Source organism: Blautia marasmi (assembly GCF_900258535.1).
GTDB lineage: Bacteria > Bacillota > Clostridia > Lachnospirales > Lachnospiraceae > Blautia > Blautia hominis.
Genome location: NZ_OIWX01000001.1, coordinates 1797026 through 1811123, shown reverse-complemented (window position 1 = coordinate 1811123; position 14098 = coordinate 1797026). Strand labels below are relative to the sequence as shown.

Below are 14098 nucleotides of genomic sequence, written 5' to 3'. Positions count from 1 at the left end.
GCCCGGGAAAGGATGTGGAGATATGGATGAAATAACAGTACCTATTTACCTCATGGCAGGATTTTTGGAGAGCGGCAAGACCTCTTTCCTGAATTTTACCATTGAGCAGGATTATTTTCAGATAGACGGCCCCACACTTCTCATTCTCTGTGAGGAAGGGGAGGAAGAATTTGATGAAAAAGCCATGAAAAAGAGCAGGACATCCGTGGAGATCCTGGACAACCCGGAGGATTTGACCCCGGAACGGCTGGTGGCATACGATGCGTTTTACAATCCTGCCCGCATCATTATTGAATACAACGGCATGTGGCAGTTGAGCAAACTGGAAGAAATGGATATGCCCAAGGGCTGGGGGATCGTCCAGCACATTGTGACTGTGGATGCCGGCACCTTCCAGGTGTATATGAATAACATGAAATCCCTCTTTGTGGAGATGATAAGAAATGCGGACATGGTCCTTTTCAACCGCTGTGAGCAGGGGATGCCTCTGGCAGCCTTCCGCAGAAGTGTTAAAGTAGTGAACCAGGCGGCAGAGATCATCTTCGAGGACGAGGAAGGCGAGATTGAAAATATCTTTGAGGATGAAATGCCTTTTGACGTAAATGCCGATATTATTGAGATCATGGATGAGGACTACGGCATTTGGTTTATTGACGCCATGGACCACCCTGAAACGTATAAAGGGAAAAAAGTATCCTTCACCGGCATGGTTTTAAAATCCAGGGAATTTGAAAAAGATATGTTTGTACCCGGCCGTATGGCAATGACCTGCTGCGCGGACGACACTACATTTATCGGCTATGTATGCAAAAGCCCCGAAGCCCGGGCCCTGAGAACGGGAAAATGGGTGAAGGTTGTGGCAGCAATAGATTATAAGTATATAGATTTTTACAACAAAGTGGGACCTGTGCTCACAGCCGTTTCTGTGGAGCGCACAGAACCCCTGAAAGATGAACTGGTATATTTCAACTAAAAACCAGGAGCCTTCCGTCACTGCAGGCGGAAAACGTTACTATTCACAGCCCTGCAAAACACACGGTTCTGTAAACAGTAACACGCTTTGCGATTGACAGATATGGAGCATTTTGCCCCATATCGCGCTGGCTGCCTCGGGATTTTCATGCGCAAGCGCATAAAAACACCTCGCGGGATAACAGCCGTGAATAGTAACCGGAAAACACCTAAGGAGAACCATATGTATTTAATAGCAGGACTTGGAAACCCCGGAAAACAGTACGAGAGGACCCGTCACAATATGGGATTTGATACCATAGACGAGCTGGTTGACCGGCACAGGATTCCCGGCTCGGGTATGCAGCACAAGGCCATGTACGGTAAAGGGATGATCGCCGGGGAAAAAGTGATCCTGGCCAAACCCCTTACTTATATGAATCTGAGCGGAGATTCTGTCCGGGAATTTATCAATTACTATAAAATGGACCCGGAAACAGAACTGATCGTCATTTACGATGATATAGATCTGGAGCCGGGCCAGATACGCATCAGAAAAAAGGGCAGTGCCGGCGGCCACAACGGAATGAAAAGCATTATCTCCCAGATCGGCACTCAGAATTTTTACCGCGTCAAGGTAGGTGTGGGTGCAAAACCGGCAGGCTGGGATCTGGCTGATTATGTGCTGGGCCGTTTTTCCACCAAGGAGAGGGAAGAGGTGGATAAAGCCATAGAGGAGGCCGCAGATGCGGTGGAAGTAATCCTTGGGGAAGGCATAGACGCTGCCATGAACAAATATAATGCAAAGAAGAAGCAGTGATAAAAACACACAGTAACTACCTGGCAGGTCTGCGCATTTACGGCGCTGACCGAATAAAAATATTGAACGGCAGGTGACAGGAGAGGGATATGCAAGCAGTCATACAGCCACTTTTAAATCTAAATGAATATCAAGAGATCAGGAGCCGTCTCCCTAAAAACAGAGGCGTTCTGCAGCTGTCCGGCTGCATTGAGTCCCAGAAAGCCCATGTGATGTACGGCCTGTTTGAGGGAATGAGGCAGGATGAAAAGCAAAAGAATGCCAACTGTCTTATTATTGCGGAGAATGACCTGAAAGCAAAAGAGCTTTACGAGGATTACCGTTTCTATGACAGGGATGTGCTTCTTTATCCTGCAAAGGATCTTATTTTCTTCCAGGCAGATATTCACGGCAATCTGCTGACAAAGCAGAGGATGCAGGTGATCGCGTCCCTACTGCAGAAAAAGGGCGTGACAGTCATCACCAGCATGGGCGGCTGTATGGACTATCTGCTTCCGCTGTCTGTCATTGAACAGCATGTGCTGCATTTCAAAAATGACAGTGTGCTGGATTTGGGCAAGTTGAAAAAGGATTTGATCAACATGGGATTTGAGTATAGTGCACAGGTGGAGGCGCCGGGGCAGTTTGCCATCCGGGGCGGCATTGTGGACCTCTTTCTTCTCACAGAGGAGAATCCCATCCGTATAGAGCTTTGGGGAGATGAGATTGATTCGATCCGAAGCTTTGAGACAGAGAGCCAGCGCTCCATAGAAAATCTGGAGGAGATCACCATATATCCCGCGGCGGAGATGGTACTGACCAAAGAGGTCCTGGAAAAAGGATTAAAGGCCATAGAGAAGGAAAAGAATACCTCTGTGAAAAAGCTGAGGGAGGCATTTCTCACAGAGGAGGCAGGCAGGCTGAAAAATACGGTGGAGGAAGCCGTAAATGCCATGAAGGAGTTTGAGGATTTTGCAGCAGCGGAACACTTCATCCGGTATTTTTATAAAGAACCTGTGACCTTTCTGGATTATTTTGATGAGGACAGCACCCTGGTGTTTCTGGATGAGACAAACCGTCTTCTGGAAAAAGGGGAAGCTGTGGAGGCTGAATTCCGGGAAAGCATGAAGAATCGTCTGGAAAAGGGATATCTCCTGGCAGGCCAGACAGACCTTTTGTGCGGCTACAAGAAGGTGGTATACTGTCTGAACCGGAAAAACTGCGTGTCTCTCTGCACAATGGAACAGCAGAAAGCAGACTGGGAGATCAACGGCCAGTACCGCACGGTCACAAAGTCTGTGAATTCCTATAACAACAGCTTTGAGCTGCTGGTAAAAGATCTGCAGTACTGGAAGAAAAACGGATACCAGGTACTTCTTCTCTCCGGCTCCAGGACAAGGGCACAGAGGCTGGCCCAGGACCTTCAGGAGGAAGGACTCAGCAGTTTTTACACGGAGGACATGGACAGGACCATATCCCCCGGAGAGATCATGACTTCCTACGGCCATGCAAAACGCGGTTTTGAATACCCCCTGATCAAATTTGTGCTGATCACCGAGACGGATATCTTTGGGCAGGAGAAGAAAAAGCGCAGAAAGAAAACCGAGTACAGCGGAAAGAAGATCCAGAGTTTTTCCGAATTGAATGTGGGGGACTATGTAGTCCATGAAAACCACGGCCTGGGTATATACCGCGGCATCGAGAAAGTTACGGTTGATAAGATAGTCAAGGATTATATCAAGATCGAGTATTCAGGCAGAAGCAACCTTTACATCCTGGCAACCCAGCTTGATATGCTGCAGAAATACGCGGGGGCGGATGCAAAGGCGCCCAAACTCAACAAACTGGGCGGGCAGGAGTGGAAGAAGACAAAGACAAGGGTAAGGGGTGCAGTCAAGAATATTGCCAAGGATCTGGTGGCACTCTACGCTGCCAGACAGTCCCACAGCGGCTATCAGTACGGTCCTGACACGGTCTGGCAGAAGGAGTTCGAGGAAATGTTCCCCTTTGAGGAGACAGAGGACCAGTTAAGTGCCATAGAGGCTGCAAAACACGACATGGAGAGCCGCAAGATCATGGACCGCCTTGTCTGCGGGGACGTGGGATACGGCAAGACAGAGATTGCCATCCGGGCCGCGTTCAAAGCAGTTCAGGAGAGCAAACAGGTGGTGTACCTTGTCCCAACCACCATCCTAGCACAGCAGCACTATAACACCTTTATCCAGAGAATGAAAGATTTTCCCGTTCGTGTAGACCTGCTCTGTCGTTTTAAAACCCCGGCGGAGCAAAAGAAGACCATAACAGATCTGCAGAAGGGACTGGTGGACATTGTCATCGGCACCCACCGTCTCCTCTCAAAAGATGTAAAATACAAAGATCTAGGCCTTCTCATTGTGGATGAGGAACAGCGCTTTGGTGTGACACACAAGGAGAAGATCAAGAGTCTGAAAGAGAACGTGGATGTGCTCACCCTGACGGCAACCCCCATTCCAAGGACCCTTCACATGAGCCTGATCGGAATCCGTGACATGAGCGTCTTAGAGGAGGCGCCTATGGACAGAACCCCCATTCAGACCTATGTTATGGAGTACAATGAGGAGATGGTCCGGGAGGCAGTCAGCCGGGAAATCGCCAGAGGCGGTCAGGTTTATTACGTCTACAACCGGGTCAACGATATAGATGAGATCACCAACCGCGTGGCAAAACTGGTCCCGGAGGCCAACGTAGCGTTTGCCCACGGCCAGATGCACGAGCATCAGCTGGAAAAGATCATGTACGGCTTCATCAACGGTGAAATTGATGTGCTTGTGTCAACCACCATCATTGAGACAGGTCTGGATATTTCCAACGCCAACACCATGATCATCCACGACGCGGACCAGATGGGCCTGTCCCAGCTCTACCAGCTCAGAGGACGTGTGGGCCGTTCCAACCGGACTGCCTATGCATTCCTTATGTACAAGCGGAACAAAATGCTCAAGGAAGTGGCAGAGAAGCGCCTTCATGCCATCCGTGAGTTCACGGACCTGGGCAGCGGCTTCAAGATAGCCATGCGGGACCTGGAGATCCGCGGCGCCGGAAACCTTCTGGGTTCTGAGCAGCACGGCCACATGGAAGCCGTGGGATATGACCTCTACTGCAAAATGCTCAACGAGGCGGTAAAAGAGGCAAAAGGCATCAAACAGCAGGAGGAGTTCGAGACAACCATCGACCTGGATATGGATGCCTTCATTCCACCCCGCTACATTCCCAACGAATACCAGAAACTGGACATTTACAAACGCATTGCCGGCATAGAAAACCAGGAAGAATACGAGGATATGCTGGAGGAACTTATGGACCGATTCGGGGAACCCCCAAAATCCGTTCAGAACCTGCTTGCGATCGCCAACTTAAAGGCACTTGCCCACAAAGTCTATGTGCGTGAGATCAAGCAGAACGGTGCGGAAGTGAAGATTTCCATGTTTGAGCGGGCGAAACTGGACGCGTCAGGTTTCCCTGCTGTTCTGGAAAAATACAAAAACACCATGACCATGCGCATGGAGGGTCAGCCCTATTTCCTGGTTTCCCTGAAAGGCCGCAGGCCCAAAGAAATCCTGGATGCCGTGGATATCGTGTCCGGTATTCTTCACGAATTTGAGGGGATTTTACAGGAAAAAGAGGAAAATCCCTTGCCCTGAACGCAAAAAAAGAATATACTATAAAGCATCGGTGTCCCTATTTGCCGATGCTTTATTTCAGACCCCTTGGGGGTATAGGAAAACACAGGAGGACTTTATGAATAAATTTACAAAAACTCTGGCCTGCGCAGGACTTGTGGTGGCTCTGGGAACCACAAGCCTTGCAGGCTGCGGAAAATCTCTGGACGGGACCAAGATAGCTGCCACCTGCGGTGACGACAAGATAACCCTGGGCACAGCCAACATGATGCTTCGTATGACACAGGCGCAGATGGCCTCATACTATTCCATGTTCGGCGGCTCCACAGCCGGTATCTGGGACCAGGAAGGTGAGGGCGGCAAAACATACGGTGAGAACACCAAAGACGACATGATGGACCAGATACATAACATGGTACTCTTAAAACAACATGCCAAAGACTACGATGTGTCCATCACAGAGGACGAGCAGAAGAAGATCGAAGAGGCCGCCAAAAAATTCATGGAAGACAACGACGAAGAGACCATTGCCAAACTGGCTGTCAGCCAGTCTGACATTGAAACCATTCTGGAGTTCTACACCTATCAGGAAAAGATGTACGACCCCATGACTGCGGATGTTGACACCAACGTGGAAGATTCCGAAGCGGCACAGAGCAAGATCACCATCTGCCAGATTTCCACAGCCGGAACCCAGGACGAGGAAGGCAACACCGTGGACCTGACAGACGAAGAAAAGCAGGCTAAAAAAGACCAGGCCCAGGCAGTTCTGGACAAATTAAACGCCCAGGAAGACCCGGCATCAGCCGATATGGATGCTCTTGCAAAAGAAGTAGACGAGAACCTGAGCGCATCCGCCAAAACCTTCGGAAGCGACGATACCACCCTGGATGACAAACTCAAAGAAGCCGTTAAATCCCTGACCGACGGCCAGGTAGCCCCTGAAGTCATCGAAGGCGAATCCGCCTACTATGTAGCCCGCATGGACGCCACCTTTGACGAAACATCCACTGAGACCAAAAAAGAGAGCATCGTCACAGAGCGCAAACAGGAGGCCTACAACAAACTCCTGGAAGATTGGGGCAAAGACACCAAAATAGAAGTAGACAAAAAAGTCTGGAAAAAAGTAACCCTCACCGATGCCGACTCCTACACCTTCAAACAAGTCGAAGCCGCCGATACCGGAGACACGAACACCGGAGATACCGACGCTGCTGACACGGGAGATGCCAACACCGGGGATACTGACGCTGCCGACACGGGAGACGCCAGCACCGGAGATACCGACACCGCTGACACGGGAGACACCAACACCGGAGATACCGACACCGCTGACACCGGAAACACCAACACCGGAGATACCGACACCGCTGACACCGGAAACACCAACACCGAGGCTGCCGAGTAATTCCACTCATACCTATAAATCACCAAACCTGCTGAAGTCCAGTTAAAAACTGACCCCAGCAGGTTTTTTCTTTCAAAACGCCCGCAGCCAAAGTCAGGTGAAAGAGGAGCCGGGGAGGGGGAGGCAGGTCATTCCAGGCAGGCGAGGTTAAGCGGAGAGGGGCGAAGATCCACCGTCAGCAGTCACTTAATGAGGAGGCCGCTGCCGACGAATTTAGTGAATGCCAGCAGGGTAGCTGCCCACCAGCGGAACGTCGGATGAATCTTCCCCCCTCCTCTCCCTCCGTTCCCTGCGCAACATCCTTTGATTATCAAAAATTTTGATTGTGTTATATAAATAAATCATATATAATAGAATCANCTTTCGCTGCCCCCGTTCCACCGCCATCTCTATAAACCCCACCGCCCCCTCCGTCAAAAACTTATTCCTATGCCAAACCACATAATGTCCCCTCCGAAACCCCTCATCCGCCACTTCCCTGCCGCATATCCTCCCTTCCGAAATCTCCCTCTCCACCAGCATCTCCGGCAGAATCGACACCCCTATTCCCTCCTGCACCCCCTTAATGATCGCCTGCGTACTCGCACTCTCCCAAAGCGGTTCCAAAGTGATCCCTCTCACTGCAAACACATGATCCAACAATGTCCTCCCCACGCTCCCCTTCTCCCTGGCAAGAAAATCATATCCCTTCAAATCCTCCACAAACACCTTCTCCCTAGCCGCCAGTTCATGTCCCACAGGGAGGATCAACACCATTCTGTCCTCTGAGAATGCCCGTGTTTCAAGTTCTGCCTCCGAAATCCCTCCTTCGATCAAAGCCAGGTCCAGTTCATTATTCAAAAGACCACTCTGCAGATTTCCTGCATTGGATATGGTCACCTTAACCTTCATATCCGGCCAGTTCTTTCGGAATGCACTCACCAGTCCCGGCAGAAAAAAGTTCCCAAGAGAGATACTTGCCCCAATCCGCAGCACACCAAATGCATCCCCGTTCAAAAGCCCCTTTTCCATCCTGTCGAAAGACTCCACAATGTGCAGCGCCTGGGCATAAAACTGCCGTCCCGCCTCTGTGACAAACAGCCTTCTGTTCATCCTGTCAAACAGCAGTACCCCATAATGCCGTTCAATCTCCTGAACCGCCCTCGTGACTGCAGGCTGCGTCATGTGGAGATTCTTTGCCGCCTGCGTAATATTTTCCATCCGGTAAACCTCCAGAAAAATTCTCATATGACGTATAGTCATTCTTCTTCCTCCATCCATATCAAAAATGATATTATATCAATAAAATAATAGCATTTTACATATTAATACACAAGGGATATGATGGAGAAAAGGAGGCAGTATATGGAAATGGAAAAGACACAGATAAAGAAAAAAGCGCTGCTGCTGAAATTGTTTCTCAGTACGCTGTACATCAGCAGCTTTACCTTTGGCGGGGGATTTGTGATCGTTACATTTATGAAAAGGAAATTTGTGGATGAGCTCCACTGGATAGATGAGGAGGAAATGCTGGATCTGGTGGCGTTGGCCCAGTCCTCCCCGGGGGCTATTGCCGTAAATGCCGCCATCCTGGTGGGCTGGCGCGTATGTGGATTTGCAGGGATGCTGACAGCGGTGCTGGGAACCATTCTTCCCCCTATGATCATCCTGTCTGTTATATCCTTTTTCTATGCTGCGTTTGCCAGCAATGTATATGTAGCGCTGGTGTTAAAAGGAATGCAGGCAGGTGTGGCCGCGGTGATCCTGGATGTGGTATGCGGACTCGGAAGCAATGTGCTGAAAGAAAAAAGTGCGGTTGGTATTGTGATTATGGCAGCAGCCTTTGCAGCCACTTTCTTTTTTGATGTAAATGTCATATATATTATTCTGACTGCCGGGATCATTGGGGCAGGAAAGGCATTCTGGATATACAGAAAGGGGAAAATGGCATGATTTATATAAAACTGTTTTTGAGTTTTCTTCAGGTGGGCATGTTCAGCGTGGGCGGCGGCTATGCGGCAATGCCTTTGATCCAAAACCAGGTGGTGGAAGCCCATAAATGGCTGACCATGAATGAGTTTACCGATTTGATAACCATAGCGGAAATGACACCCGGCCCCATAGCCGTAAACTCTGCCACGTTCGTTGGGATCCGCATAGCGGGCTGGCAGGGGGCCGTGATCGCCACCTTTGGCTGCATTCTGCCTTCCTGTCTGCTGGTATCACTGCTGGCCTGGGTTTATTACAAATATAAAGGGGTATCTGCCATGCAGTCTGTGCTTGCCTGCCTCAGGCCGGCTGTGGTTGCCCTGATCGCTGCGGCGGGTATTTCCATACTGCGGGTCGTGCTTTTTGCAGACGCCCCGATAAGCCTCCACGCGGTCAACTGGATTGGCGCCGGATTGTTCGCCGCCGCGTTTGTGGTGCTGCGGAAACGGAAATGGAATCCTATTCTGGTCATGAGCCTGTGCGGAGTTGTCAATCTGTGCATTGGAATACTGATCAAATAGGTGATTGGGTTTCCTTTTTCCGGTACTGCATAGGCGTAAGCCCATAAGTCCTGCAAAATGCCCGCGTAAAATAATTCTGGTCACCGTAGCCGCAGGAAAATGCGATCTCCCCAATACTTAGGGTGGTAGTCCGAAGCAGCCTGCATCCGTTTTCCAGCCGTACCTTACAGATGTGGTCATGGATGGAAATGTGGTAAGTTTCCCTGAATTTCCTGGTAAGGGAGGCGCGGCTGCAGAAAAACTGGCGGCAAAGGTCATCAATGGTGAGCTTCTGGTCATAATGTTTCTGAATATAACGGTGGACCTCGCTGACCAGTTCGTTTTTGGACAGGTTCATGCGGTTGCTGAGTGTGATATACTGGGCACAGACTTCCATTATGGTTACCAGGGAGTCTATGGTACTTTGTCCGCGGACCGGAATCCGGGAAATGGCCTCTTCCAGGGCAGCCGGATCAGATACCAGGGGAAGGGCTTTTTCATATGGTGTCCTGCCCGCGTCAGGCCCGGCCTCCAGGGTCTGCCCCATCATCAGATAACCCGTGAGGGCGCCGAAGCTGTACAGAGGGGCAACCGCCTCGTACAGCCCGAAATGGCATTTATAGATATGGAGCTTTTCCTGTTCCCGTACACGTCCAAAGGCCATGGTGTCGTGTTCCACACAGAGACGCTTTCCCTCCGGATGCTTCTGGATCAATCCGCAGAAACATCCCAGCTCATGTGGATAAGCGGCAATTTCGTGAAAATCGGTGTCATAAATGCAGATGCGGAAACCGGATATATGGTAGAGTTCTTTCAGTATTCGCTCAATAGACAGGGACTGTTCCATTGGTTTCTCCTTCTCATAAAAAAAAACTGGTGTAAGACCAGATTTGCTTACTGTTCACAGGCCATTATTTCGCGAGGTGTTTTCATGAAGAATGCATGAAAATCCCGAGGCCTGCCAGCGCGATATGAAGCAGGATGCTTCATATCTGTGCATCGCGAAGCGTGTTGCTGAGAACGGAGTGAACAGTAACCGGATTTGTCCGTATCTTACGCCAGTTTTTTGTATAAGTCAAGATTTATACATATTTTTCCACGATTTTATGCATATCCTCCATCTTATGTTCCATATCTGCCACAAGCTTCATCTGTGTCCTGCAGCGGTCCAGATTGTGATGTTCCCTGTGGATACGGAAATATGTATCGCCGTTCAGGTAATCTGTCAGGAATCGCATGCCGCACTCCAGAGTCAGGAGCTTTGCGGAGAATGGGAGAAGGCGGATCTCTTCCGCTGTGAGGGAGCTGCCTGCTTCAGACAGGAAACCTGCCGTATAAGCCTCAAAAAGTTCCAGGTCCATGGAGACCAGGGAGAGATCCTGTTCATCCTCATCAGCGGTGCTGGCGCCGAAACGTATACTGTCTCCAAAATCATAGAGCACAGAACCCGGCATGACCGTATCCAGATCAATGACGCAGATACCCTCGTCCGTTTCATTGTCCATCATTATATTGTTCAGCTTGGTATCATTGTGGGTAACACGCAGGGGAAGCTGTCCCTTGGCAATGGCATCCACCACAACGGTACCGTCAGCCTTCCGGTCCAGGAAGAACTGTATTTCTTTTTCCACCAAAGCAGCTCTGCCTGCTTTATCTTCAGCCACCGCCTTCTCAAACAGAGCATATCGGTCCACGGTGTTATGAAAGCCGGCAATGGTCTCATGCAGCGTATCTGCCGGGTAGTCCGCCAGAAGTTTCTGAAAATGGCCGAATGCCTTGGCTGCGTTGGTAAAAAGTACCGGGCGGTCCACGGACTGGTGGCAGGTGGCATTTTCGATGAAGTGATAACTTCTCCAGAATCTGCCCTCACTGTCCTCATAGAGTAATTTCCCGTCCCGTGTGGGGATGAGTGTCAGGGTTTCCCGCTGGGGGTCTCCGCCCTGTTCCAGAATCTTTTTCCTGAGATGGGAGGTAACGCCCTGTATATTTTCGATCAGGCCCTGTGGGTCTGTGAAAATGGTGGTGTTGACTGCCTGCAGAATATAGCGCACAGGCGGTTTTGTCTCTCTTCGGAAGTAGACGGCATAGGTGGCGTTTATATGACCGCACCCAAAAGGTTCTGCGTAGATAAAATCGCCGTCAAAGAGGAAGGCATTTACAATTTCATTTTTGATCATCTCCAGCATTTTCATTCTCCTTTTTCATTCCAGAGGTTTTCCGGGTATACGCCCTCCTCGATCATCTGCTCAATGAAAGCTACAATCTTTTCTTTATCCTCATGGTAGGTTACGCCGTACCATTTGGCAGGGGTATCCATAACCTTTACATCACATTTCCGGGAATCTATAAGCTCTTGTACCACGGAGGGCAGGAAAAATTCTTTTTTGGCAAGGCCGTCTGTGCTGTCTGCGAAAAACGCCTGCATCTGCTGTTCGATCTCCCGGAATAGATCAGGGGTGAATCCCCAGCAGTTCATGGACACAATGCTGTTTTCGTCAATGTCCGTCCAGTCCCGGCCTTCCTCGTAAAACTGCGTCTGTCCGTGGTTTCTCTGTATTTTCGTCCGTTCTGTAACGGAGGTCAGATATCCGTGGTCAGCAGTGCAGACACCTCTTGCCACATGTCCGTTTTCCGTCAGTGTATTTTTCAGGAGATAGCCGGCCATGCAGAAATGGTATCGGGAGGTATCATCAGGTATATGCAGGAAGAAATCATGAAGCAGTGTAAATGCTTCCCTGCCATAAAAATCATCTGCGTTGATGACGGCAAAAGGACCGTCCACCAGATTCCGGCAGCTCCACACAGCGTGTGCGGTACCCCATGGTTTGGTGCGCCCCTCCGGGACCTGCACACCTTCCGGAACCTGGTCGATCTCCTGAAATGCGTACGCCACAGGGATGACTTTTTCCAAACGTTTTCCCACGGTTTCCCGGAATACATCCAGATTTTCTTTTTTGATAATAAATACCACTTTTTCAAATCCTGCCTTGACTGCATCGTAAACGGAATAATCCAGAATAAATTCCCCGTGTCTTCCCACCGGGTCGATCTGTTTCAGTCCGCCATATCTGCTCCCCATACCGGCCGCCATAATTACCAATGTCATCATATCTGCCCTCTCCCTTTTCTTATATATATTTGGCATTTCCTCAGTTACTCGTGTATGCTGCTTTGTCAATCCCTATTATATCCAAAACAGATTTGGTTTCTATGGAATTTTGTATCAAAATTAGCAATATCGGATAAAAAGAGTATTTATGCTAAATCATAAGAAATAACAGAGGATTGCGAAAAAGGAATATATGGTTCATAATAAAAAGGAACTGTACGCTCCAAAGAGAGGATAAAGGTAAATACCAGGCGGCCGGGCAGCCGTGCAGTATGGACAGACAGATCCGGGGTGGAGCCAGTGATATACAAAAGAGGAGTTGTGATATATGAGCAGTTTTGAAAAAGATTTATCAAAGGGAAATGTGGTCAAGCAGCTGATCCTGTTTGCAGTCCCCTTTCTGGTGTCCAACATTATCCAGTCTTGTTATAATGTGGCGGACATGCTGATCGTGGGGAATTTCAGCGGTACGGTCAGTATGTCGGGAGTGAATATCGGAGGCCAGGTGACATTTATCCTGACCAACATAGTGGTAGGACTTTGTACCGGAGGAACCGTACTCATTGCCCAGTATCTGGGCGCACAGAAGAGGGAGGAGATGTGCAGGGCAGTAGCTACACTGATGACCACCCTGATCTGTGCCGCTGTGATCATCACCGTGATTTCCCTTCTTCTGAAGAACCAGATATTGGGGTGGATCCGGACACCGGAGGAATCCTTTGAGGAGGCCAGCCGTTATCTGACGGTGACACTGACCGGCATTATCTTTATTTTCGGCTATAATGTTTTGTCAGCCGTGATGAGGGGAATGGGGGACAGCAAGAGGCCCTTTTATTTTGTCCTGATCGCCTGCGTGACAAATATTGTACTGGACCTGGTGCTGGTCGCAGGATTTGGCTGGGGAGCTTTCGGCGCTGCGGCAGCCACCGTGATCTCCCAGGCGCTCAGTATGATCCTGTGTATTATTTATATGGTAAAGAACGGATTTGTGTTTGATTTCCGTCCTTCATCCTTCCGTATCTATAAACACGAGCTGAAGATGATCTTTAAGATTGGCACGCCCGCTGCCATCCAGAACGGTGTGACCAGTTTCTCTTTCCTGATCATAACCACCCTGGTAAATTCCATTGGCGGTGTGAATGCGTCGGCGGCTGTGGGTGTGGTAGGAAAATTCAACGGGTTTGCCATCATGCCGGCTGTGGCTATGGGAAGCTCCATATCCACCATGTGTGCCCAGAATGTAGGGGCAGGGCAGTGGGACAGGGTAAAGAAGACCTGCACGGTGGGAACCCTGACGGCGGTCATCTGCAGTTATCTTATATTTATCCTGGTGAGGATTTTTCCGGAGGACATCCTGCGCCTGTTTGACAGCAGCAATGCGGAGATGATACGGATTGGGGTGGAGTATTTCAGCACCTTCAGTTTTGACTACCTTCTGGTTCCCCTGTGCTTCTGCCTGAACGGGCTGTTTGTTGCAACAGGGCACACAACATTTACACTGATGAACTCCATGCTCTCCGCGCTGCTTTTGCGGATTCCGGCCAGCGTGCTGTTCGGCAGCATTATGGGAATGGGGATCATGGGCGTGGGGATCGGTGCTCCGGCTGCGTCGGCGGGAAGCCTGATTCTGATCATATGGTTTTTGCTCTCAAGAAAATGGAAGACAAATGTTGTAAGGGGCAGCTGATGCAATCCGGGTACTTT

General features: G+C 49.8%; 11 protein-coding genes. 7 read left to right on the top strand and 4 right to left on the bottom strand.

Annotated features, from left to right (window positions below; all coding sequences use genetic code 11):
• The first annotated feature begins 22 nt into the window (after positions 1 to 22).
• The 4 genes from C6P39_RS08065 to C6P39_RS28140 all read left to right on the top strand — a co-directional run bounded on the left by C6P39_RS08065 (position 23) and on the right by C6P39_RS28140 (position 6817).
• Positions 23 to 973 carry a TIGR03943 family putative permease subunit gene (locus C6P39_RS08065; RefSeq protein ID WP_104803397.1) on the top strand — a complete coding sequence of 317 codons (951 nt, stop codon included), beginning with the start codon at positions 23 to 25 and terminating at the stop codon, positions 971 to 973.
• A 222-nt stretch (positions 974 to 1195) separates the two neighbouring features.
• On the top strand, positions 1196 to 1771 hold the full coding sequence (gene pth / locus C6P39_RS08060) for an aminoacyl-tRNA hydrolase (protein ID WP_104803396.1): 576 nt from the start codon (positions 1196 to 1198) through the stop codon (positions 1769 to 1771).
• 89 nt (positions 1772 to 1860) lie between these two features.
• Positions 1861 to 5430: a transcription-repair coupling factor gene (gene mfd, locus C6P39_RS08055; protein ID WP_104803395.1), complete on the top strand. Its 3570-nt coding sequence runs from the start codon at positions 1861 to 1863 to the stop codon at positions 5428 to 5430.
• A 97-nt stretch (positions 5431 to 5527) separates the two neighbouring features.
• Entirely contained in the window at positions 5528 to 6817 is a 1290-nt protein-coding gene (locus C6P39_RS28140; protein WP_278277961.1) for a peptidylprolyl isomerase, read from the top strand.
• Positions 6818 to 7030: 213 nt separating this feature from the next.
• Here the strand turns inward: C6P39_RS28140 and C6P39_RS08045 are convergent, their stop codons facing one another.
• Positions 7031 to 8044, bottom strand: coding sequence for a LysR family transcriptional regulator (locus C6P39_RS08045; RefSeq protein WP_278277995.1), 1014 nt, complete (start codon positions 8042 to 8044; stop codon positions 7031 to 7033).
• A 123-nt stretch (positions 8045 to 8167) separates the two neighbouring features.
• Here C6P39_RS08045 and C6P39_RS08040 point away from each other — a divergent pair, with 123 nt between their 5' ends.
• Both C6P39_RS08040 and C6P39_RS08035 read left to right on the top strand, forming a co-directional pair.
• Positions 8168 to 8749, top strand: coding sequence for a chromate transporter (locus C6P39_RS08040; RefSeq protein WP_104805883.1), 582 nt, complete (start codon positions 8168 to 8170; stop codon positions 8747 to 8749).
• Positions 8746 to 9306 carry a chromate transporter gene (locus C6P39_RS08035; protein ID WP_104803393.1) on the top strand — a complete coding sequence of 187 codons (561 nt, stop codon included), beginning with the start codon at positions 8746 to 8748 and terminating at the stop codon, positions 9304 to 9306. Before C6P39_RS08040 ends, C6P39_RS08035 begins: the two co-directional genes overlap by 4 nt.
• Here C6P39_RS08035 and C6P39_RS08030 read toward each other — a convergent pair.
• From C6P39_RS08030 to C6P39_RS08020, 3 genes are all read right to left on the bottom strand, one after another.
• Positions 9299 to 10132: a PocR ligand-binding domain-containing protein gene (locus tag C6P39_RS08030; RefSeq protein ID WP_104803392.1), complete on the bottom strand. Its 834-nt coding sequence runs from the start codon at positions 10130 to 10132 to the stop codon at positions 9299 to 9301. The genes C6P39_RS08035 and C6P39_RS08030 overlap by 8 nt on opposite strands.
• Before the next feature lie 235 nt (positions 10133 to 10367).
• Positions 10368 to 11471 carry a phosphotransferase enzyme family protein gene (locus C6P39_RS08025; RefSeq protein ID WP_207657116.1) on the bottom strand — a complete coding sequence of 368 codons (1104 nt, stop codon included), beginning with the start codon at positions 11469 to 11471 and terminating at the stop codon, positions 10368 to 10370.
• A 2-nt stretch (positions 11472 to 11473) separates the two neighbouring features.
• Positions 11474 to 12394: a nucleotidyltransferase family protein gene (locus C6P39_RS08020; RefSeq protein ID WP_104803390.1), complete on the bottom strand. Its 921-nt coding sequence runs from the start codon at positions 12392 to 12394 to the stop codon at positions 11474 to 11476.
• 328 nt (positions 12395 to 12722) lie between these two features.
• On the opposite strand from C6P39_RS08020, the gene C6P39_RS08015 reads away from it, so the two are divergent.
• Positions 12723 to 14081, top strand: a complete 1359-nt coding sequence (locus C6P39_RS08015) for an MATE family efflux transporter (protein ID WP_104803389.1) — start codon at positions 12723 to 12725, stop codon at positions 14079 to 14081.
• Positions 14082 to 14098 lie beyond the last annotated feature (17 nt).